General features: G+C 68.1%; 22 protein-coding genes. 8 read left to right on the forward strand and 14 right to left on the reverse strand.

Annotated elements, in window-relative coordinates:
* Positions 1 to 275: 275 nt before the first annotated feature.
* Positions 276 to 932, forward strand: coding sequence for a PAS domain-containing protein (locus PXD02_RS10895; RefSeq protein ID WP_275103900.1), 657 nt, complete (start codon positions 276 to 278; stop codon positions 930 to 932).
* Positions 933 to 976: 44 nt separating this feature from the next.
* Here PXD02_RS10895 and rnd read toward each other — a convergent pair whose 3' ends face one another.
* Both rnd and tgt read right to left on the reverse strand, forming a co-directional pair.
* Entirely contained in the window at positions 977 to 2,146 is a 1,170-nt protein-coding gene (gene rnd, locus PXD02_RS10900; RefSeq protein ID WP_275106407.1) for a ribonuclease D, read from the reverse strand.
* Between the two features lie 109 nt (positions 2,147 to 2,255).
* Entirely contained in the window at positions 2,256 to 3,386 is a 1,131-nt protein-coding gene (tgt, locus tag PXD02_RS10905; protein WP_275103901.1) for a tRNA guanosine(34) transglycosylase Tgt, read from the reverse strand.
* Between the two features lie 123 nt (positions 3,387 to 3,509).
* Between tgt and PXD02_RS10910 the strand changes: the two genes are divergently transcribed.
* The 4 genes from PXD02_RS10910 (at position 3,510) to PXD02_RS10925 (ending at position 6,260) form a co-directional block, all read left to right on the forward strand.
* Positions 3,510 to 3,863: an SUF system Fe-S cluster assembly protein gene (locus PXD02_RS10910; protein ID WP_275103902.1), complete on the forward strand. Its 354-nt coding sequence runs from the start codon at positions 3,510 to 3,512 to the stop codon at positions 3,861 to 3,863.
* Positions 3,864 to 4,035: 172 nt separating this feature from the next.
* Positions 4,036 to 4,407, forward strand: coding sequence for a HesB/IscA family protein (locus tag PXD02_RS10915; protein WP_275103903.1), 372 nt, complete (start codon positions 4,036 to 4,038; stop codon positions 4,405 to 4,407).
* A gap of 89 nt (positions 4,408 to 4,496) precedes the next feature.
* The gene (gene tpiA / locus PXD02_RS10920) at positions 4,497 to 5,243 is read left to right on the forward strand and encodes a triose-phosphate isomerase (protein WP_275103904.1); all 747 of its coding nucleotides are present in this window, start codon (positions 4,497 to 4,499) and stop codon (positions 5,241 to 5,243) included.
* Positions 5,244 to 5,300: 57 nt separating this feature from the next.
* Positions 5,301 to 6,260 (forward strand): IS481 family transposase, encoded by a 960-nt coding sequence (locus PXD02_RS10925; RefSeq protein WP_275103905.1) that lies wholly within the window; start codon positions 5,301 to 5,303, stop codon positions 6,258 to 6,260.
* Here PXD02_RS10925 and PXD02_RS10930 read toward each other — a convergent pair.
* The 3 genes from PXD02_RS10930 to PXD02_RS10940 are packed head-to-tail and all read right to left on the reverse strand — an operon-like array spanning position 6,217 to position 8,097.
* Entirely contained in the window at positions 6,217 to 7,245 is a 1,029-nt protein-coding gene (locus tag PXD02_RS10930; protein ID WP_275103906.1) for a GGDEF domain-containing protein, read from the reverse strand. The two genes, PXD02_RS10925 and PXD02_RS10930, sit on opposite strands and share 44 nt — an antisense overlap.
* Positions 7,242 to 7,757: a heme NO-binding domain-containing protein gene (locus PXD02_RS10935; RefSeq protein WP_275103907.1), complete on the reverse strand. Its 516-nt coding sequence runs from the start codon at positions 7,755 to 7,757 to the stop codon at positions 7,242 to 7,244. Before PXD02_RS10935 ends, PXD02_RS10930 begins: the two co-directional genes overlap by 4 nt.
* A gap of 52 nt (positions 7,758 to 7,809) precedes the next feature.
* Complete coding sequence (locus PXD02_RS10940; protein ID WP_275103908.1) at positions 7,810 to 8,097, reverse strand: DUF3572 domain-containing protein; 288 nt, start codon at positions 8,095 to 8,097, stop codon at positions 7,810 to 7,812.
* Positions 8,098 to 8,196: 99 nt separating this feature from the next.
* Here PXD02_RS10940 and PXD02_RS10945 point away from each other — a divergent pair, with 99 nt between their 5' ends.
* From PXD02_RS10945 to PXD02_RS10955, 3 genes are all read left to right on the forward strand, one after another.
* Complete coding sequence (locus PXD02_RS10945; protein ID WP_275103909.1) at positions 8,197 to 9,582, forward strand: diguanylate cyclase domain-containing protein; 1,386 nt, start codon at positions 8,197 to 8,199, stop codon at positions 9,580 to 9,582.
* Positions 9,583 to 9,670: 88 nt separating this feature from the next.
* Positions 9,671 to 10,084 carry a DUF983 domain-containing protein gene (locus PXD02_RS10950; RefSeq protein WP_275103910.1) on the forward strand — a complete coding sequence of 138 codons (414 nt, stop codon included), beginning with the start codon at positions 9,671 to 9,673 and terminating at the stop codon, positions 10,082 to 10,084.
* A gap of 8 nt (positions 10,085 to 10,092) precedes the next feature.
* Positions 10,093 to 10,764: an NUDIX hydrolase gene (locus PXD02_RS10955; RefSeq protein WP_275106408.1), complete on the forward strand. Its 672-nt coding sequence runs from the start codon at positions 10,093 to 10,095 to the stop codon at positions 10,762 to 10,764.
* On the opposite strand, the gene PXD02_RS10960 is transcribed toward PXD02_RS10955, so the two are convergent.
* The 9 genes from PXD02_RS10960 to purL form a co-directional block, all read right to left on the reverse strand.
* Complete coding sequence (locus PXD02_RS10960) at positions 10,761 to 11,531, reverse strand: enoyl-CoA hydratase-related protein (protein WP_275103911.1); 771 nt, start codon at positions 11,529 to 11,531, stop codon at positions 10,761 to 10,763. The two genes, PXD02_RS10955 and PXD02_RS10960, sit on opposite strands and share 4 nt — an antisense overlap.
* Positions 11,532 to 11,592: 61 nt before the next feature.
* On the reverse strand, positions 11,593 to 12,048 hold the full coding sequence (locus PXD02_RS10965) for a cytochrome c-type biogenesis protein (protein ID WP_275103912.1): 456 nt from the start codon (positions 12,046 to 12,048) through the stop codon (positions 11,593 to 11,595).
* Complete coding sequence (locus PXD02_RS10970) at positions 12,045 to 14,006, reverse strand: heme lyase CcmF/NrfE family subunit (RefSeq protein WP_275103913.1); 1,962 nt, start codon at positions 14,004 to 14,006, stop codon at positions 12,045 to 12,047. Before PXD02_RS10970 ends, PXD02_RS10965 begins: the two co-directional genes overlap by 4 nt.
* Positions 14,007 to 14,107: 101 nt before the next feature.
* Complete coding sequence (locus PXD02_RS10975; RefSeq protein ID WP_275103914.1) at positions 14,108 to 14,629, reverse strand: holin family protein; 522 nt, start codon at positions 14,627 to 14,629, stop codon at positions 14,108 to 14,110.
* Positions 14,620 to 15,231, reverse strand: a complete 612-nt coding sequence (locus PXD02_RS10980) for a holin-associated N-acetylmuramidase (protein WP_275103915.1) — start codon at positions 15,229 to 15,231, stop codon at positions 14,620 to 14,622. Before PXD02_RS10980 ends, PXD02_RS10975 begins: the two co-directional genes overlap by 10 nt.
* A gap of 88 nt (positions 15,232 to 15,319) precedes the next feature.
* Positions 15,320 to 15,790, reverse strand: a complete 471-nt coding sequence (locus tag PXD02_RS10985; RefSeq protein WP_275103916.1) for a CinA family protein — start codon at positions 15,788 to 15,790, stop codon at positions 15,320 to 15,322.
* A complete protein-coding gene (locus PXD02_RS10990) occupies positions 15,787 to 16,284 on the reverse strand; it encodes a phosphatidylglycerophosphatase A family protein (protein WP_275103917.1) in 498 nt (165 codons plus the stop codon). Before PXD02_RS10990 ends, PXD02_RS10985 begins: the two co-directional genes overlap by 4 nt.
* Before the next feature lie 3 nt (positions 16,285 to 16,287).
* Positions 16,288 to 17,430 carry a bifunctional 2-C-methyl-D-erythritol 4-phosphate cytidylyltransferase/2-C-methyl-D-erythritol 2,4-cyclodiphosphate synthase gene (locus tag PXD02_RS10995; RefSeq protein WP_275103918.1) on the reverse strand — a complete coding sequence of 381 codons (1,143 nt, stop codon included), beginning with the start codon at positions 17,428 to 17,430 and terminating at the stop codon, positions 16,288 to 16,290.
* Entirely contained in the window at positions 17,427 to 19,622 is a 2,196-nt protein-coding gene (gene purL / locus PXD02_RS11000) for a phosphoribosylformylglycinamidine synthase subunit PurL (RefSeq protein WP_275106409.1), read from the reverse strand. The genes PXD02_RS10995 and purL overlap by 4 nt, the downstream gene beginning before the upstream one ends.
* Positions 19,623 to 19,716: the final 94 nt, after the last annotated feature.

Consider the following 19,716-nt stretch of genomic DNA (forward strand, 5'->3'; position numbering starts at 1 on the left):
TCAAGTCCCTGGGCCGGGCCGCGCGGCGGCGGGCGCCCCGCGATGTCTTAACCATTCCTTAAGAAAACGACTCGGCAGGGGGCGAAGTTATGTTTATCATGCCGTTGGAGTGTATGCCGTGTCCGTGTTCCAGGATGCGCGCCGGTAACGAGGGAAAGACAGTGTCGGAATGGCAGGAGGAGAAGCGGTCGCATCCGCCTGGGGCGGATCGAACCGGACAGATTTTGCAGCTTGCGGATTTCAATCCCACGCAACCGGCCCGGATTCTTGCCGATATGCGCGCCTATTGGGACAGCCTGCGGCGCGGCCGGGCCGTGCCCGCCCGATCCGACATCCAGCCCCACGGCATCCACCGCGCCCTGGATTACGCCTTCATCCTGGAACGAATCGCTCCGGGTGCGGCGCGCTTCCGTCTTGCCGGGCAGCACCTGATCGACCTGATGGGGATGGAGGTCCGCGGCATGGCCTTCTGCGCCCTGGCCAATCCCACGTCGCGCGGCCGCTGGTCCGATGTGCTGGAATCGGTGTTTCGCGGCCCGCAGCTGGCGCAGATGACGCTGCACGCCAAGGCCGAATATGCCCGGCCGGAACTGACGGCGCGGTTGCTGCTGCTGCCGCTGACCTCGGATCTGGGCGACGTGACCCGCGCGCTTGGCTGCATCATCGCCGAAGGCCAGGTCGGCATCGCGCCTCGCCGCTTCGACCTGGTATCGGACGAGGTGATGCCGATCATCGAGGGGGGCAAGACCCTGGAACCGTCGGCCTCGGATTTCGGGCGCGACCGGCGCCGGACCGGACAGGCCAGGCTGCTTGAGGGGCCCGCCGAACGACCGGCGAAACGGTCGGACAGCGCCGAGGCGCGGCGGGCCAAGTTCCGGGTGATCACCCTGACGCCGGCCACGCCGAAGCTGCCTTCGGGCGCCACAAGCTGACGCCAGGCGCGGGGGGCGGGCCAGCCCCCCTTGATGCGCCGCACCTATCCCACCGTCACGACGCGCACCGCGCCGCCCTTGGCGGACAGCGCGATCTCTCCATTCGCAAGGCGCAGGGCGTCGTTGCCGAAGACCTCGGCCCGCCAGCCTTTCAGCGCGGGCAGGTCGCGGTCGCCCGAGGCGATGGCGTCCAGTTCGGCGGAGGAGGCGATCAGCTTGGGCGCCACGCCCGAGGCATCCGCCTTGGCCTTCAGCAGCACGCGCAACAGGTCGGACAGCGCGGCATTGCCGGGCCTGCCGGGTTCGTCGCCCTTGGGCTGCGGCAGATCCTTCGATTCGACCCCGGCCTTGACCGCAGCCAGGATGCCGTTGGCGATGTCGCCCTTGCGCGCCTCGCGCAAAAGCAGGCGGGACCGGCCCAGGTCGGCCTCGGTCAGGGGCTTGGTCGAGGCGACCTCGATCATCGCGTCGTCTTTCAGCACCCGCGACCGGGGGATGTCGCGGTCCTGGGCATAGGCCTCGCGGAAGCGCGCCAGTTCGCGCAGGATCGCCAGGAAACGCGGCGAATTGGTGCGCGTGCGGATCTTCTGCCAGGCTTCCTCGGGGCGGGTGATATAGGTCTCGGGGTCTTCGAGGACGGCGATCTCCTCGGCCAGCCAGCTTTCGCGGTTGTTCTTGCGCAGCTCGGCCGACAGGAATTCATAGATCACGCGCAGATGCGTCACGTCGGCCAGGGCATAGGCGGCCTGCGCCTCGGACAGGGGGCGGCGCGACCAGTCGGTGAAGCGCGACGACTTGTCCAGATTGGCCTTGGCGATCTTGCGCACCAGCGTTTCATAGCCGACCTGTTCGCCGAAGCCGCAGACCATCGCCGCGACCTGGGTGTCGAACAGGGGCTGCGGGAACAGGCCCGCGTCGTGAAAGAAGATCTCCAGATCCTGGCGGGCGGCGTGGAACACCTTGACCGTCCCGGTATGGCGGAACAGGTCGTAAAGCGGCGCCAGAGACAGGCCTTCGGCCAGGGGATCGACCAGCACGGCCTCGCCTCCTGGCGTCCTGGGGGTCGATGCGGGCGGCAGCGCCAGCTGGATCAGGCACAGCTTGGACCAATAGGTCCGCTCTCGCAGAAACTCGGTATCGACGGTGACATAGGGGGCGGATTTCGCCGTCTCGCAGAACAGCGCGAGATCCTCGGTCCGGGTGATGATGGTGATGTCGTCGCTCATATGGGGCTTTCATGCCGGGCGGTTCGTCCGCCAACTGGGAACCGATAAGCCCAAGCGTTCCCGTTGAAAAGCGTTTTTGGTCAGCGGGACTGACGGATCACAGAGGTTCGATGTCCCCCTGCGCGCGAAGGGCATGGAAATCGGCCGCGAAATCATCCAGCCGCCCTTCGGCGATGGCCGCCCGCAGGCCCGCCATCAACTCCTGAAAGTAATGCAGGTTGTGCCAGGTCAGCAGCATCCCGCTGATCATCTCGCCCGCGCGGAAGACGTGGTGCAGATAGGCGCGGCTATAGCCGGTGCAGGCGGGACAGGTGCAGTCGGGATCCAGCGGGCGCGGGTCGTCGGCGTGGCGGGCGTTCTTGATGTTGACCTGCCCGCGCCGGGTCCAGGCCTGCCCGGTGCGCCCGGAACGGGACGGCAGCACGCAGTCCATCATGTCCACGCCCCGCTGCACGGCGCCCACGATGTCGTCCGGCTTGCCCACCCCCATCAGATAGCGCGGCCTGTCGGCGGGCAGGAAACCCGGCGCGTAATCGAGGACGCCGAACATCGCCTCCTGCCCCTCGCCCACCGCCAGCCCGCCGATCGCATAGCCGTCGAAGCCGATGGCCTTCAGCGCCTCGGCCGATTCCTCGCGCAACTCGCGGGTGACGCCGCCCTGCATGATGCCGAACAGCGCGTGGCCGGGGCGGTCGCCGAAGGCGTCGCGCGACCGCCGCGCCCAGCGCATCGACAGGCGCATGGACTGTGCGACGGCCTCCTCGGTCGCGGGCAGGGCGGGGCATTCGTCGAAGCACATCACGATGTCGCTGCCCAGCAGGCGCTGGATCTGCATGCTGGTTTCGGGCGACAGCAGGTGGCGCGACCCGTCGATATGGGACGAGAAGGTGACGCCGTCCTCGGTCAGCTTGCGCAGGGCGGCCAGCGACATCACCTGGAAGCCGCCGGAATCGGTCAGGATCGGCCGGTCCCAGTTCATGAAGCGGTGCACGCCCCCCAGCCGCGCGATCCGTTCCGCGCCGGGGCGCAGCATCAGGTGATAGGTGTTGCCCAGCAGGATGTCGGCGCCCGTCGCGCGCACCGATTCCGGCAGCATCGCCTTGACGGTGGCGGCGGTGCCGACCGGCATGAAGGCGGGCGTGCGGATATCCCCCCTGGGGGTGTGGATCGTGCCGGTCCGGGCGCGGCCGTCGGTCGCGTGGAGGGTAAAGTGGAAACGCTCGGTCATCGGGGTGCCTGTCGCTGGAACCGGGCGTGTCTAGCGAAGGGGGGCGGAATTCGCAATGCGCCCTTCTCTGGACGGCGGCGGGGCGGGCGCCTATATAACACCCATATCTGACAGGAACCCGCCATGACCGAATTGCAGGAAGGCGCCCCGCTGATCGCGCCCTCGACCACGGACCATCCGCTGTATGACAGCGTCGTCGAGGCCTGCAAGACCGTCTACGACCCGGAAATCCCGGTCAATATCTTCGACCTGGGGCTGATCTACACGATCCAGGTGAACCCCGAGAACGAGGTCCGGATCGTCATGACCCTGACCGCGCCCGGATGCCCCGTCGCCGGAGAGATGCCGGGATGGGTCGCCGATGCGGTCGAACCGCTGCCGGGCGTCAAGCAGGTCGATGTCGAGATGACCTTCCAGCCGCAATGGGGCATGGACATGATGTCCGACGAGGCGCGGCTGGAACTGGGCTTCATGTAGGCCGCCTTCGGCGGCGGTGGCCGGGGGCGCTTCGCCCCGTCGCCGGCTGGTTTTCGGACCAGGGGCGCACCAACCGGCGGCCCCCGAGGATATTTGGCCCAAGCCAGACGACCCGCGTCTTGATGGGGACGGGTCGCGGGATTATCTTTCGAACGAACAGAAGGAACGCGCCATGTTTGCCATTCCCGGATCGGTGCCGGTCACGATCACCCCTGCCGCCGAACGCCAGATCGCCCGGCTGATGTCGGGCAGGAACGCCTTTGGCCTGCGGATCGGGCTGAAGAAGGGCGGCTGCGCGGGCATGGAATACACCATGGATCTGGTCGAGGCGGCGGAGCCGAACGAGGAGGTCGTGGAACAGGGCGACGCGCGGGTTCTGATCGCGCCGCGCGCGCAGATGTTCCTGTTCGGGACCGAGATCGACTATGAGAACGGCCTGCTGGAATCGGGCTTCAGGTTCCGCAACCCCAATGTGACCGACGCCTGCGGCTGCGGCGAATCGGTGCGGTTCGAGCCGCTGGACGGCAGCCGCGCCGCCGGGTGATCCGAATTGCGTCGGGTTTCGGCGCTATCATGATTGCGAAGCAGCCGCCCTGCCCCTAAGCCGACGCAAACGCTTGCAAGGGGGATGGCATGGCACCGCGCAAACTGGCCGCCGGAAACTGGAAGATGAACGGCGATCTGGCCGCCCTGGCCGAGATCGACGCCCTGGCGGCGGCCCATCCGGCGCCGGATTGCGAGGTTCTGATCTGCCCTCCGGCCGTGCTGGTCCATCCGATGAAGGCGCGGGTCGGCACGGCGGCCATCGCGGTCGGCGGGCAGGATTGCCATGCCCAGGCCTCGGGCGCGCATACCGGCGACATCGCGGCGGCGCAGTTGCGGGATGCCGGGGCCACCCATGTGATCCTGGGGCATTCCGAACGCCGCGCCGATCATGGGGAAACCGATGCGGCGGTGGCGGCCAAGGCGGCGGCGGCCCATGGCGCCGGGCTGACCGCGATCATCTGCCTGGGCGAGACCGAGGCGCAGCGGGACGCCGACCAGACGCTGGCGGTCATCGCCTCGCAACTGGACGGGTCGATCCCCGAGGGGGCGACGGCGGCCAATACCGTCATCGCCTATGAACCGGTCTGGGCCATCGGCACCGGGCGCACCCCGACCGCCGACCAGATCGCCGAGGTTCACGCCCTGATGCGCGAGCGGCTGTCGGGCAAGGTGGGGGATGCGGCGCAGGTCCGGCTGCTCTATGGCGGCAGCGTCAAGCCGGACAACGCGGCCGAGATCTTTGCCATTCCCCATGTCGACGGCGCCCTGGTCGGCGGGGCCAGCCTGAAAGCCGTGGATTTCGGCCAGATCATCGCGGCGCTGTCAGCGGCCTAGGTGTTTGATCCCACGGTTTGATGGTGCGATCCTTTCTCAGGAATGGAAGGAAGCATTATGGGCCAGGTTCGTCACGGGAGCGCCACGACCACGCACGCCGTCAGAGCTGCAATACAACGATCGCAAGCTTCGCTCGCGACGCTGAGCCGGGAGCTCGGCATTAACCCCAAGACAGTGGCGAAGTGGCGCAAGCGAGCGACGGTCGATGATCTCAAGACAGGGCCGAAGGAGCCACGCTCCACGGTTTTGACAGAAGCCGAGGAGGCGGCCATCGTCGCGTTCAGGCTGCACACGCTTTTGCCGCTGGACGACTGCCTCTATGCCCTGCAGCCATCAATTCCACACCTGACACGCTCAGCGCTGCATCGGTGCCTTCAGCGCCACGGCATCTCTCGACTGCCCGACGTGGAAGGCGACAAGCCGAAACGGTCGAAGTTCAAGCGCTACCCTATCGGCTTCTTTCATATCGACATCGCCGAGGTGCAGACTGCTGAAGGCAAGCTTTACCTGTTCGTCGGCATTGACCGCACGAGCAAGTTTGCCGTGACCCAGCTCGTCGACAAGGCGGACAGGAAGACAGCTTGGGAGTTCCTGCAGCACATGCTCGAAGCCGTGCCCTATCAGGTCCATACCATCCTCACCGACAACGGTATTCAGTTCGCCGAGCAGCCTCGGAACCGGAACACCATCTATTCCAGACCTATGCGCTTTGACATGATCTGCGAGGCCAACGGCATTGAGCACCGCCTGACGAAGCCCAACCACCCGTGGACCAACGGTCAGGTCGAGCGGATGAACCGCACGATCAAGGACGCCACCGTCAAACGCTTTCACTACACCAGCCACGACGAGCTCCGCACGCATCTCGCCGACTTCATGGCAGCCTACAACTTCGCGCGTAGGCTCAAGACCCTCGGCGGCCTCACGCCCTACGAATACATCTGCAAGATCTGGACATCAGAGCCAGACAGATTCATCCTAAACCCGATCCACCAGATGCCGGGACTGAACACCTAGGGCCGCCTTCCAGCGGCAGGGGCGCGACCGAGACGCGGCCCTTGCCCATCCGCTTGGACTGATAGAGCGCCACATCCGCGTCCTCCAGCATCCGGTCGATGGCGTCGGGGCCATAGCCCGCCGACAGCACGATCCCCAGGCTGGCCGATATCTCGCAGCCCTGGGGTGAGGCTTCCTCGATCCCCCGGATGATCCGGGTGCCGATGGCGGTCAGCGCCTGGCAGGACCAGGTTCCCCCCAGGATCAGCACGAATTCGTCGCCGCCGATCCGCGCCACATGATCGCGCGACCGCACCGCCCGGCCCAGGACATGCGCGACATCGCCCAGCAGCCGGTCGCCCGCGGCATGGCCCAGCCGGTCGTTCACCTGCTTGAAATTGTCCAGGTCCAGATGCACCAAGGCGAATCCCCCCGTGCCGCCACGCGGATCCAGGGCGTTGCGCAAGGCCGCCTGCAAGCCCCTGCGGTTCAGCAGGCCGGTCAGCGCGTCGGTATGCGCCTCGCGTTCGGCATCCTGGCGGGCCAGCCTCAGATGGCGGTTGAAGCGCGCCAGTTCCTGCTGGATCGCCCGGTTCGCTTCTTGCAGGAACATCAGCTCCAACGCCAGTTCGGTGGGGGCGAAGTCCGATTCGGTCAGGCCGAACTCTGCGACCGCATCCGACAGCGACACGCCGAAGCCGAAATTCAGCAGCATCCCGCCAAAGCCGGGCGTCACCACATGGCCGCGCAGCATCAGGTGGCGGCGATGGCGCAGGCGCAGGGCCAGCCGATCCCCCGGCGCCGCCGCGCGGATCGCGCCGATGACATGGCCCGAGGCGGCGCCCTGCGCCTCGACGAAGATCTCCTCGACCCCCTGCGCGCCGGGGGGCATCAGCTTGCGCATGGTCGGCCCGGCGAAACGGATCAGGCCGCAGGGGGCGATGCACAGGTGCATCGGCATCAGCCGGTCCAGCGCATCCTGTCCCAGGGTCAGGGCATGGGTCATCGGGCATGGACCCTGGACGACAGATGAAAGATGCGCGCGGCGGCAAAGGACGAATCCGACACGTCGATGCAGAGGCCGCCTTCCCCCCGCGTGATCACGCACAGCGCGCCATAGTCGTCGGCCATCGCGCGCAAGAGCCCGCCCAGCAGCGCCGTCCAGGCCGGCGGGCCATCCGACAGTGTGACCCACAGCAGCCCGTCATCGCTGCGCGACAGGGCGATTTCGGGGACGTCCAGGTCGTCGGTGACCAGGCGGATGCGTTCGGGCAGTTCCTCCAGACGCAAGAGGAAGTCCAGGAAATCCCGCCCGCAAAAGCGCAGCAGCCGCCAGATCTCGTCCTGGCGGACCAGCCACGCGCCCAGATCCTCGATCAGTTCATCGACGGGCTTGCCCAGATGCAGCGCCGCATCGCGCAGCATCTGCCCCGGAGACAGGATCCCCGCCCCCGCCTGCAAGGGCACCGATTCCGCGTCCAGGAATTTTTCGACCGCGCGGCTGACAAGATCGTGCATGTGTCACCTCCGCCGCCCTTGATAGGGGCAAGAGGTGAACAAATCGCAAATCTCAGATCTCCCAGCCATAGCTGCCGGGACCGGCAAGCGCGGTGCGGGCGGCCATCAGATCGCCGGGCCGGATGTTCAGATCCCCGGCGGCGTCCAGCACGCGGCGGTCGTCTTCCAGCAGGAAATCCAGGACATGCAAGGCGATATCGGGATTGCCGGCCGCCCGCCGCAAATCCTGCGGCTGAAGCCCGGATGATTCCAGGAACCCGCCGATCAGGTCGGGCCGGTCGGCCATGTACAGCAGCACGGTCATGGCCAGATCCTGCGCGGATTCTCGCGTATATGTCATCGCTTGTCCTTCGATCAGGCGGGCGGGCGTCTGTTTGGAAACGCTTTGTTAAGGAATCAATGCCATTCTGCAACGGTCGTCGAAAGGGGGGCGTTATCGGTGACTGCGCGTATCCTGATCGCGGAAAGCAGCGCGACAAGCCGGATCAGCCTCAAGGTCAGGCTGTCGGGCGCCTGTTACGATGTGCTGACCGCAGCCGACGCCGACGAACTTCTGTCGCAGCTCCGCCTGGGACGCCCCGACCTGATCCTGCTGGGACCGCGCCTTACCGGCCTGCGGCTGGCCGATCTCTTTCAGCTGGTGTCGGTGGAACGGCCCCGCACCCCGGTCCTGGTCCTGGCCGAAGGACAGCGTCTGGTCGAGGCGTTAGAGGCGGGCGCCGCCGCCGTTCTGGATCCCCGTGTCGAGGAACAGATGCTGCTGGCCCGCGTGCGCGGCCTGCTGCGCGATGCCGAGGCGGACGACGCCCCCGACTTTTCGATGGCCGAGGATGCGGGCGGCTTTGCTCATGCGCCGTCGGGCAATGTGGTTCTGGTGGCCGACCAGCCGGGGCGCGCGCAACGCTGGCGCCATATCCTGCAACCGCGCCTGAACTGCCGTTTCGCGATCTCCAGCCCGGACGAGACGCTCAGCGCGGCGGCCCAGGGCGATGCCGCGGATCTGTACATCATCGCCGCCGATATCGACCGCAAGGGCGACGGGCTGCGCCTGCTGTCCGAACTGCGGTCGCGCAACGGATCGAAAGAGGCCGGCTTCGCCGTCCTGGTCGCCCCCGAGCGCGAGGAACTGTGCGCCATCGCCCTGGATCTGGGCGCGGGCGAGGTGCTGCCGCTGGACCCGGCCGAGGACAACAACGCCGAGATCGCCGCCCTGGCGCTGCGTAACCAGCTGGACCGCAAGCGCCGCGCCGACACGCGGCGCGAGGAGATGAAGCGCAACATGGCCTGGGCCATGTCCGACCCGCTGACGGGGCTGCACAATCGCCGCTATGCCCTGCCCCGGCTGGCCGAAATCGCGCGCGGGGCCATGAAGCGGCAGGACGGGTTCGCGGTGATGGCGCTTGACCTGGACCGGTTCAAGACGATCAACGACAATTTCGGCCATGCGGCGGGCGATGCGGTCCTGTGCGACGTGGCGCGCCGAGTCGATTCCGTCGTGTCGAACCACGGCCTGACCGCCCGCCTGGGAGGAGAGGAATTCCTGGTCGTGCTGCCCAACGCGACCGAGGCCGAGGCCTATCGCATGGCCGAGCAGATCCGCCGCGCCGTGGAAACGCGGCCGACGCTGCTGCCCCCCATCTCGGGCGGGGGCGAGGTCCAGGCCACGCTGTCGATCGGCGTCGCCTTCGAACAGGCGCCCTTCCATATCAGCCGTCCCGACGTCCTGGCCGAAATCGCCCTGGAACGCGCCGACCGGGCGATGATCGCGGCCAAGTCCCTGGGGCGAAACCGCGTGCTGCTGGCGCCGACCCAGCCCGTCCATTGATGCGACGAAAAGGGCAGGACGGGGGACTGGCAATGGGGCCGCGCAGCCCCTACATTGGCAGCGTCCGCCAGCCCTTCCGGAGATTGCCATGCCCTCGCCCGCAGCGCCCATCGATTCGTCCGAACGCCCGACCGGCCAGGCGATGCTGCGGGGCGCGTTGGGCCGCTGTCCCCGCTGCGGCGAGGGCAGGCTGTTCCGCTCCTTCCTGAAGGTCGCCGATCACTGCCCCGCCTGCAACGAGGCGCTGCACCATCAGCGCGCCGATGACGGCCCGGCCTATCTGACGATCCTGCTGGTCTCGCATCTGGGGGCGCCGCTGCTGCTGGCCTGCTATATCGCGTGGCGGCCCTCGGCCATGACGATGATCTGGACCTTCAGCCTGGGCGCGGTGATCCTGTCGCTGCTGCTGCTGCCGCGCATCAAGGGCGCCTTCGTGGGCCTGCAATGGGCGCGGAGGATGCACGGCTTCGGCGCGGAATCAAGGCCCCTGACCTCGTCGTGACCGACCCCATGCCCATCCGCGACGCGGCGACGGTGATCCTGCTGCGCAGGACGGCGGGCGGCGCGTCGGTCCTGATGGGGATGCGCGGTGCGGGGGCGGTGTTCATGCCGTCGAAATACGTCTTTCCCGGCGGCGCGGTCGATGTCGAGGACGCCTCGGTTCCGCTGGCCGCGCCATTGGTCCAGCCGCATCGCGGCCGCCTGGCCCAGGAACCCCGGCCCGGCCGGCTGCCCGATCCCGACGCCATCGCCGCCGCCGCCCTGCGCGAACTGGCCGAGGAAACCGGCCAGCTGATCGGCCGCCCCGGCCCTTGCCGCTGGCCGGGCTTTGCCGAGGCGGGGCTTGCCCCCGACGCCTCGGCGCTGACCTATCTGTTCCGCGCGATCACGCCGCCGGGCCGACCACGCCGCTTCGACGCGCATTTCTTCGTGGCCGACGCCGCCAGCCTGGCCACCGACCCCGACGATTTCAGCCGCGCCTGCGACGAGCTTTCGCACCTGCACTGGGTGCCCCTGCCCCAGGCCCGCGCCCTGGATCTGCCCTTCATCACCGAGGTGGTGCTGGCCGAACTGTCCGGCCTGATCGCGGGCTTGGGGCAGGACGCACCGCTGCCGGTGCCGGACACGGTGCCGTTCTTCGACAACCGCACCCCCGCCCCGCGCTTCGCCCAGATCGCCTAGCGCCCGGTAAAGCGCGCGGGGCGCTTTTCCAGGAAGGCCGTCACCCCTTCGACGAAATCCTCAGTCCGCCCCGCCGCGCCTTGCAGCCGCGCCTCCAGCATCAATTGGGCGTCCATGTCGTTCTGGGTGGAGGCCTGCACCGCCTCGCGGATCGCGCGATAGGCGGCCGTCGGGCCTGCCGCAAGCTGGCGGGCGCGGGCAGCCACGCCCTCGGCGAAGCCCTCATCCGGCAGGGCTTCCCAGATCAGCCCCCAATCGGCGGCCTGCCGGGCGCTGAGGGGTTCGGCGAACAGCATCATGCCCATCGCGCGGGCCGCGCCCACCGCGCGCGGGATGATGAAGGTGCCGCCCGCGTCGGGAACCAGGCCGATCCGGGCGAAGGCCTGGATGAAGCTGGCGCTTTCCGCCGCGATCACCACATCCGCCGCCAGCGCAAGGTTCGCCCCCGCCCCCGCCGCGACGCCGTTGACCGCCGCGATGACCGGCGCGCGGCAGGCGCGGATCGCCCGCAGCATCGGTTCGTATTCGTCGCGCAGCGTGCCCTCCAGATCCGCCGCCGCCGCGCGGTCGGTCAGATCCTGCCCCGAGCAGAAGCCGCGCCCGGCGCCGGTGATGACCAGGCAGCGCGCGTCGCTGGGCAGGGTCGACGCGGCCTCGGTGATCTCGGCCCGCATCCGGCTGCTGAGCGCGTTCATCACCTGCGGCCGGTTCAGGGTCAGCGTGGCGACGCCTTCGCTGACGGCGAATTCAATGGTCTCAAAGTTCATGATATCCCCCTTTTGCGGACATCATGACCGAAACGGCGGCCTGGGAAAGCGCGACCCGGCGTCAGTCGCGCATGATCTGGTCCAGCCGGTCGCGTTCCGCCTGGCTGAGGGCCTGCGCATCCTCGGGACGGGCCTTGGCGTGGGACCGCAGGAAACCCCAGGCGCCCAGCAGGGCCAGCACCAGCGCGACCGGACCTGCCAGCCACAGCACCAGGTTGCCGCCCTGCGCGCGCGGTTCGAACAGCACGAATTCGCCGAAGCGGTCCACCACCGCGTCGATCACCTGGTCGTTGCTGTCGCCCGCCACGATCCGTTCGCGCACATAGAGCCGCAGGTCGCGGCTGATGGGGGCGTTCGATTCGTCGATATTTTCCCCCTGGCAGACCGGGCAGCGCAGCTTTTGCGAGATTTCGCGCGCCCGCGCCTCTTGCCCGGCATCTGGCAGAACCTCGTCCGGTTGCACGGCGAAAGCCGCGACGGGCAGCAGCAGGGCGATCAGCAGGACAAGCCGCCTCATTCCGCGGCCACCGTCCTGGCGGGCGCGCGGCGGGCGCCCGCGGCCACGCGATAGCGGCGGTCGGACAGGCTGAAGATGCCGCCAAGCGCCATCAGCATCGCCCCCGCCCAGATCCAGTTGGCGAAGGGCTTGACATAGATCCGCACCGCCCAGCCGCCATCCGCCTGCGCATCGCCGATCACCAGATAGATGTCGCGGAAGATGCCGTTGTCGATGGCGGCCTCGGTCGTGGGCATGGCCTGGACCGGATAGACGCGCTTTTCGGGATGCAGCGTGGCGACCGTCCGGCCGTTGCGCGCGACCTGCATCGTCGCCGTGGTCGAGAGATAGTTCGGCCCCTCGACCTCATCCACGCTGGCAAGGGTGATGTCATAACCGCCGACCTGGAAGGGCTGGCCCGGTTGCGCCACGCGGATATCCTCGACCTGCCAAGCGGTCAGCAGGGCGATGCCGATGAAGGTGACGCCCAGGCCCGCATGGGCGGTGGCCTTGCCCCAGTCGGCGCGCGGCAGGCGAGCCAAACGCGACAGGCCCGACTGGCCGGTGCGGTGGATCAGATCGGCCGCCGCGCCGAAGATGATCCAGGCGCCCAGGCCCGCGCCGATCACCGCAATGGCCGACCGCCCGGTCGAGACTGCCCAGACAAGCGCCATGACCGCGCCGGTCAGCGCCAGCGCGGGCCACAGGGGCCGCATCGCGCGCCCCAGCACCGCCCGTTTCCAGGGCAGGATCGACCCCAGGGGCAGCGCGATGGCCAGCACGATCATGAAGGGCGTGAAGGCCTTGTTGAAGAAGGGGGCGCCGACCGACAGCTTGCGGTCCCACAGCAGTTCCGCGATCAGCGGCCACATCGTGCCGATGAAAACCACGAAGGCCGCGACCGCCAGCAGGACGTTGTTCAGCACCAGCGCCCCTTCACGAGACACCGGCGCAAAGACGCCCTTGGCCGTCATCTGCTGCGCCCGCGCGGCATAAAGCGTCAGCGCGCCGCCCGTGAAGACGACCAGGATTCCCAGGATGAACACGCCGCGCGCCGGGTCGCTGGCAAAGCTGTGGACGGATGTGATCACCCCCGACCGGACGATGAACGTCCCGATCATCGAGAAACCAAAGGCCATGATCGCCAGCAGGATCGTCCAGCTTTTCAGCGCCTCGCGCTTTTCCACGACGACGGCGCTGTGCAGCAGCGCGGCGGCCAGCAGCCAGGGCATGAAGCTGGCGTTCTCGACCGGATCCCAGAACCAGAAGCCGCCCCAGCCCAGTTCGTAATAGGCCCACCACGAACCAAGCGCGATGCCGATGGTCAGGAACATCCAGGCGGCCAGCGTCCAGGGCCGCACCCAACGCGCCCAGGCGGCGTCCACGCGGCCCTCGATCAGGGCGGCGACGGCGAAGCTGAAGGCCATCGAAAGGCCCACATAGCCGAGGTAAAGGAACGGCGGGTGAAACGCCAAACCGGGGTCTTGCAGCAGCGGGTTCAGGTCGCGCCCGTCGAAGGGCGGGCTTGCCAGCCGCAGGAACGGGTTCGAGGTGAAGATGATGAAGCCGTAAAATGCCGCCCCGATCGCCGCCTGCACCGCCAGCACCCGCGCCCGCAGCGCCGGCGGCAGGTTGTCGCCAAAGGATGCCGCCGCCGCGCCGAACAGCGCCAGGATCAGCACCCACAGCAGCATCGAGCCTTCGTGGTTCCCCCAGACGCCGCTGATCTTGTAGAGCATCGGCTTGGCGGTATGCGAATTCTCGTAAACCAGCTTCAGCGAGAAGTCGGACGAGACGAAGGCCATCGTCAGCGCCGCGAAGGACAGCCCCACCAGCAGGAACTGCGCCACGGCGGCGGGGCGGGCGCTGTCCATCCAAGGGCCCCAGCCCCTCGACGCCCCGACCATCGGCACCACCATCTGGAACAGCGATACCGCAAAGGCGAGGATCAGGGCGAAATGGCCGAATTCTGCTGTCATGGCTTGGATCCTTGGGTTCCGCCAATCATAGGGCCACGGAAAAAGGGGGGAAAGTCCCCCCTTGGTCGCCGCCATCAGTTTTGCGTGGGCCAGGCTGCGGCCTATTCGCGCAGGGTCGTCAGCCAGTCGCGCAGGGCCGCGTTGTCGGCGAAGTCGTCGTCGGGACGCCGGACCGCGACCTGGGCGGTCGTCTTGACGCTGGTCTGGACCTGCTGGGCCGGCCAGACGCGATGGCGGAAATGATGCGCCTCTCGCGCCCCGAAGTAGAAGCCGACGATGGCCCCCAGCAGCCACCACAGCGGTTCGGGCACCTGTTGCAGCCCGACCATGCGCAGGCCGAAGCCCTGCGGCTCGATCATGGCATAGACGAACAGGCCCATCGTCCCCAAAGCCAGAAGCGGTCGGGGAAGCCTGTTCAAGCCGTTGACGAAGCTGTCGAAAAACCCGGTGCGGACGGTCTGGAATTCCTGCCCCAGCTGGGTGATGGCGCGGGCATGGGCCTCTTCCTCAAGCTCCATCTTGCGGGTGGCGTTCTGGGTGAAGACCTCGGCCATGCCGGTCGCGGCGCTGCCCAGGGCGGTGACGCCCTGGCCCAGGCCGATGAAGCGGTCGATCATGCCCATTTGGCGGTCCTTTCGCGATGCTCGGCCTCGGTCAGGTGATAGCGGGGGGTGATGAACTCCTCGGCCCGCGTGATCCAGCCGCCCTTGCCGCCCGCCTTGCTGCGCGCGTATTTGCGGCTGGCGGGGCGCTGATCGGCAAGCGCATAGTAATAATTCCGCCGCGCGATCCCATAGGCGTCGGCCAGATGATCGGGGGCCGCCGCCGCCGCATCCTGGGCCGCCGCGATGGTCTGCGGGCCGATCACGCCGTCCGCCGTGGCCGCGAAACCCATGCGCGCGACCAGCCGTTGCAGGATCTTCACCGCGTTGGTCCCGGCATTCACATACATGTCGAAGACGCTGGCCTGCACCACCTCGGGCAGTTCGGCCAGGCGCGGGCGGCGGAAGTAGTGTTCGACGAAAATCTGCTGAGCCTGCGCGCGGGTCAGCGACCGCACATCGGTGGCGTCGATGCGCCCGTCCCGGTTCAGATCCAGGCCCAGGGCCTTCATCGTCCCGATGGTCACGCCGAACTTCGTGGCGCCGCCCGGATCGTCCGGGTCGTTCACATAACCGCCCTCGCGCGCGACGATCTGGGCCGCGACTTCCTCAACGCTTGGCATAGACACCCCCGTCCTGAAACCAGGGCGCAAGGGTGGCGGGGCCGCGTTAACGCGCTGTTAACGCATCGGGCGTTGCTGGCGGGCGTTGCTAGCCGCGCAACGCGTCCAGCAGCATTTGCAGCGCGTGGTCCACGGTCGCCGCGCGGACATTGCTGCGGCCGATGGCGCCGAATTCGACCGTTTCCGTGCGGGTGCCGAAGGGCTGGGCGATGCCGAAGCAGACGCGCCCCTCGGGCTTGTGTTCCGACCCGCCCGGCCCGGCGATACCCGTCACCGACACGGCGATCCCGGCATCCGAGTTGCGCAGCGCGCCCAAGGCCATTTCCGCCGCGACCTGTTCGCTGACAGCGCCATGGGCGTCCAGCGTCTCGGCGCGCACGCCCAGCATCTGCCGCTTGGCGGCGTTGGAATAGGTGACGAAGCCCCGGTCCACGGCATCCGAGGATCCCGGCACCTCGGTCAGCGCGCCCGAGACCAGCCCGCCGGTGCAGCTTTCGGCGGTGGCGATCATCACGCCGCGCGCGCGGGCGGCGTCCAGCACGTCAGAGGCAAGGGTCACAGCATCGGCTCCAGCACGGTATGATAAAGGCCCGCCAGCGCGACGGAACACAGGCCCGCGAACAGCCCCGCCCAGAGGTCGTCCATCATCACCCCCACGGCCCCGCCCTGCCGGTCGGCGCGGCCCACCAGCCAGGGTTTCCAGATGTCGAACAGCCGGAACAGCAGGAAGGGCACCACGAAAGCGGGCCAGGCGTCAAGGATCGAGATCCCGTGCCGCCACAGCGGGATGACGGTAAAGGACATGGCCAGCCACTGGCCCGCGACCTCGTCGATGACGATCCAGGACGGGTCTTCGTCGTCGGTCATCCGCAGCGCCCGCGGCACGGCCCAGAAGCCGATCGCTGCTGCCAGCACCGCGCCCAGGGGGATCAGCAACGCCCCCCCGGCCTGACAGACCAGGACGGCCAGCAGGACGGCGGCGGCCGATCCCCAGGTGCCGGGCGCGGGGCGCAGGCGGCCGATGCCGAAGACGGTGACGATCATCGCGATCATGGGTCAGCCCTTCATCAGCGCGGCGGTGGCGATGGCGGCGATCCCCTCTCGCCGTCCGGTGAAGCCCAGCCGTTCCGAGGTGGTGGCCTTGACGCTGATCCGGGCGGGATCGACCTCCATGATCTGGGCCAGACGGGCCTGCATGGCCGTCGCATGGGGACCGATCCTGGGGGCCTCGCAGATCAGCGTCACGTCGGCATTGCCGAAGGTGAAACCCCGGCTGCGCGCCAGATCGGCGGCGTGGCGCAGAAAGATCGCGCTGTCGGCACCCTGCCATTGCGGATCGCTGGGCGGGAAATGACGGCCGATATCGCCCTCGGCCAGGGCGCCATAAATGGCGTCGGTCAGGGCGTGCATCCCCACATCGGCATCGGAATGGCCGACCAGACCGGCGTCATGCGCGATCCGCACGCCGCAGAGCCAGACGTGATCGCCCGGCCCGAAGGCGTGGACGTCATAACCGTTGCCAAGGCGAATATCCATCGCGCCCCCCAGAATGCGTTCGGCCCGCGCGAAATCGGCGGGGAAGGTGATCTTCAGATTGTCCTCGGACCCCGGCGTGATGGCAACCGCCATCCCGGCCTTGAGCGCCAGTTCCACATCGTCGGCGGCATCGTCCGGGTGGAAGCGGTGCGCATTGGATATTTGGTCCAAGGCAAAGCCCTGCGGCGTTTGCGCCCGGAACAGCCCGTTGCGCGGGGTGGTGCCGGTGACCGACCCATCCGCACCGTTCCACAAGGCATCGCAGACCGGCAGCGCCGGGGCGGCGGCCTGCGCGCCCGCTTGCAGCGCGTCGATGACACATTGGATCACAACATCGCTGACCAGCGGACGCGCGCCGTCATGGATCAGCACATGGGTCGCCTGCCCTTCCAGGGCTTGCAGCCCCGCCAGGACACTGGCCGCGCGCGTCTCTCCGCCGGTGACGATGGTGACGCCGCCAGCGAAATCCGTGATCGCGCGGGCCATGTCGTCGGGATGGACCACCAGCACCACACGCCCGAAGCCCGCGAAGGCGTCCAGGGCGCGGGCCAGCACGCTGCGGCCCGCGAGGTCGCGCCATTGCTTCGGCTCTCCCCCGGCGCGAGTGCCGCGACCGGCGGCGGTGACGATGGCGGCGTAACCCGCCGGGGCCTTGACCGTCATGCGTGATCCGGCATGTCGCTCTGGATCGCCTTGGCGAAGGCGGTGCGGTAGAGCTGCGACAGATCCGCCAGATCGCCCGCATCCTCGCCCATCTGCACGGCCAGGCCGCCGAAGACGCCCACCTGGGCCGCGGGCACGCCCGCCGCCTCGGCGGCCTTCAGCAGCGCCTCGGCCCCTTCGGGGGTGCAGGCGACCAGGTAGCGGGCCTGATCCTCTCCGAACAGCTGGGCGATGTCGCCCGAGTCCAGCCGGACACCGATGCCCGCCGCCTCGGCCATCTCGAAGGCCGCCAGGGCCAAGCCGCCGTCCGACAGGTCGGTGGCGGATTTCAGATGGGCACGGTTGGCGCGCAGGAACTCGCCATGCTTGCGTTCGGCGGCCAGATCGACATGGGGAGCATCGCCGTCCTCGATCCCGAAAGCCTCGGCGGCCAGCGCCGACTGGCCCAGGTGGCCGCGCGTTTTGCCGATGACCACCGCCACGTCGCCGTCAGACGGCAGGCCCGCGATCAGGTTCGACAGGTCGTCGATCAGGCCCACGCCGCCGATGGTGGGGGTGGGCAGGATGGCCTTGCCATCGGTTTCGTTATACAGCGACACGTTCCCCGAGACGATCGGGAAATCCAGCGCCGCGCAGGCTTCGCCGATGCCCCTGATGGCGCCGACAAGCTGGCCCATGATCTCGGGCTTTTCGGGGTTGCCGAAGTTGAGGTTGTCGGTCGTCGCCAAGGGCAGCGCGCCCACGGCGGTCAGGTTGCGATACGCCTCGGCCACGGCCTGCTTGCCGCCTTCGAACGGGTTGGCCCTGACATAGCGCGGCGTCACGTCGCTGGTGAAGGCCAGCGCCTTCCGCGTGCCGTGAACCCGGACCACGCCCGCGCCCATGCCGGGGCGGCGGATCGTGTCGGCGCCGACCTGGGTGTCGTATTGTTCCCAGACCCAGCCCTTGTGGGCATGGTTGGGCGACCCGATCAGCGCCCGCAGCGCCGTGATCGGCGTGATCGGCGGCAGGACCGGCGCGGGGCCGGCGGCCGGGGTTTCCACCCAGGGGCGGTCGTATTCCGGCGCGCTGGAGGACAGCTTGGACAGCGGCAGGTCGGCCTTGACCTCGTTGCCGTGCAGGATCAGGAAACGGTCCTCGGCGATGGTCTCGCCGACGATGGCGAAATCCAGATCCCATTTCTCGAAGATGGCGCGGGCCTCGGCCTCCTTCTCGGGCTTCAGCACCATCAGCATCCGTTCCTGCGATTCCGACAGCATCATCTCGTATGCCGTCATATTGGTCTCGCGCTGCGGCACGGCGTCCAGGATCAGCTTGATGCCAAGCCCGCCCTTGTCGCCCATTTCCACGGCGGAACAGGTCAGCCCCGCCGCGCCCATGTCCTGGATCGAGATGACGCTATCCGTCTGCATCAGCTCCAGGCAGGCTTCCAGCAGGCATTTCTCGGTGAAGGGGTCGCCCACCTGCACGGTCGGGCGCTTTTCCTCGATGCTGTCGTCGAATTCGGCGCTGGCCATGGTGGCGCCGCCTACCCCGTCGCGGCCGGTCTTGGCGCCCAGATAGACCACCGGCATCCCGATACCAGAGGCGGCGGAATAGAAGATCTTGTCCGCATCCGCCAAGCCCGCCGCGAAGGCGTTGACCAGGCAGTTGCCGTCATAGCTGCGGTGGAAACGGACCTCTCCGCCGACATTCGGGACGCCGAAGGCATTGCCATAGGCGCCGATGCCTTCCACCACGCCCTTGACCAGATGCGCGGTCTTGGGATGGTCCGGGCGGCCGAAGGACAGCGCATCCATGGCGGCGATGGGGCGCGCGCCCATGGTGAACACGTCGCGCAGAATGCCGCCCACGCCGGTCGCGGCGCCCTGATGAGGTTCGATATAGGAGGGATGGTTGTGGCTCTCCATCTTGAAGACCACGGCCTGCCGGATTCCCTGGTCATTGGCGCCGATGTCCACCACGCCCGCATTCTCGCCGGGGCCGCAGATCACCTGCGGGCCGGTGGTGGGCAGGGTGCGCAGCCATTTCTTCGAGGATTTATAGGAACAATGCTCGTTCCACATGGCCGAGAAGATGCCCAGTTCGGTGAAGGTGGGTTCGCGGCCGATGATGTCCAGGATCCGATCATATTCGTCGGGCTTCAGCCCGTGCGCGGCGATCAGGTCGGGGGTGATCGTCGGTTCCTGCATCATGGTGCCTTCCTGCCGGGGTTTCCCGGCCTTTTATGGCCAGACGCCGCGCTTGGGAAGGCCCGCCCGAGTCGCGCCCCGACGCAAAGGCCAA

This window comes from Paracoccus sp. S3-43 (assembly GCF_029027965.1).
In the GTDB taxonomy this organism is placed as follows: Bacteria; Pseudomonadota; Alphaproteobacteria; order Rhodobacterales; family Rhodobacteraceae; genus Paracoccus.

Excerpts from the sequence above, each read along its gene's own strand:
- PXD02_RS10895 (WP_275103900.1), top strand. The coding sequence starts at position 276 with ATGCGCGCCTATTGGGACAGCCTGCGGCGCGGCCGGGCCGTGCCCGCC.
- PXD02_RS10970 (WP_275103913.1), bottom strand. The coding sequence starts at position 14,006 with ATGACAGCAGAATTCGGCCATTTCGCCCTGATCCTCGCCTTTGCGGTA.
- PXD02_RS10955 (WP_275106408.1), top strand. The coding sequence starts at position 10,093 with ATGCCCATCCGCGACGCGGCGACGGTGATCCTGCTGCGCAGGACGGCG.
- tgt (WP_275103901.1), bottom strand. The coding sequence starts at position 3,386 with ATGACCGAGCGTTTCCACTTTACCCTCCACGCGACCGACGGCCGCGCC.
- PXD02_RS10990 (WP_275103917.1), bottom strand. The coding sequence starts at position 16,284 with ATGATCGCGATGATCGTCACCGTCTTCGGCATCGGCCGCCTGCGCCCC.
- PXD02_RS10940 (WP_275103908.1), bottom strand. The coding sequence starts at position 8,097 with ATGACATATACGCGAGAATCCGCGCAGGATCTGGCCATGACCGTGCTG.
- PXD02_RS10935 (WP_275103907.1), bottom strand. The coding sequence starts at position 7,757 with ATGCACGATCTTGTCAGCCGCGCGGTCGAAAAATTCCTGGACGCGGAA.
- purL (WP_275106409.1), bottom strand. The coding sequence starts at position 19,622 with ATGCAGGAACCGACGATCACCCCCGACCTGATCGCCGCGCACGGGCTG.
- PXD02_RS10930 (WP_275103906.1), bottom strand. The coding sequence starts at position 7,245 with ATGACCCATGCCCTGACCCTGGGACAGGATGCGCTGGACCGGCTGATG.
- PXD02_RS10910 (WP_275103902.1), top strand. The coding sequence starts at position 3,510 with ATGACCGAATTGCAGGAAGGCGCCCCGCTGATCGCGCCCTCGACCACG.
- PXD02_RS10925 (WP_275103905.1), top strand. The coding sequence starts at position 5,301 with ATGGGCCAGGTTCGTCACGGGAGCGCCACGACCACGCACGCCGTCAGA.
- PXD02_RS10980 (WP_275103915.1), bottom strand. The coding sequence starts at position 15,231 with ATGCCAAGCGTTGAGGAAGTCGCGGCCCAGATCGTCGCGCGCGAGGGC.
- PXD02_RS10915 (WP_275103903.1), top strand. The coding sequence starts at position 4,036 with ATGTTTGCCATTCCCGGATCGGTGCCGGTCACGATCACCCCTGCCGCC.
- PXD02_RS10965 (WP_275103912.1), bottom strand. The coding sequence starts at position 12,048 with ATGAGGCGGCTTGTCCTGCTGATCGCCCTGCTGCTGCCCGTCGCGGCT.
- PXD02_RS10960 (WP_275103911.1), bottom strand. The coding sequence starts at position 11,531 with ATGAACTTTGAGACCATTGAATTCGCCGTCAGCGAAGGCGTCGCCACG.
- PXD02_RS10995 (WP_275103918.1), bottom strand. The coding sequence starts at position 17,430 with ATGACGGTCAAGGCCCCGGCGGGTTACGCCGCCATCGTCACCGCCGCC.
- PXD02_RS10950 (WP_275103910.1), top strand. The coding sequence starts at position 9,671 with ATGCCCTCGCCCGCAGCGCCCATCGATTCGTCCGAACGCCCGACCGGC.
- PXD02_RS10975 (WP_275103914.1), bottom strand. The coding sequence starts at position 14,629 with ATGGGCATGATCGACCGCTTCATCGGCCTGGGCCAGGGCGTCACCGCC.
- tpiA (WP_275103904.1), top strand. The coding sequence starts at position 4,497 with ATGGCACCGCGCAAACTGGCCGCCGGAAACTGGAAGATGAACGGCGAT.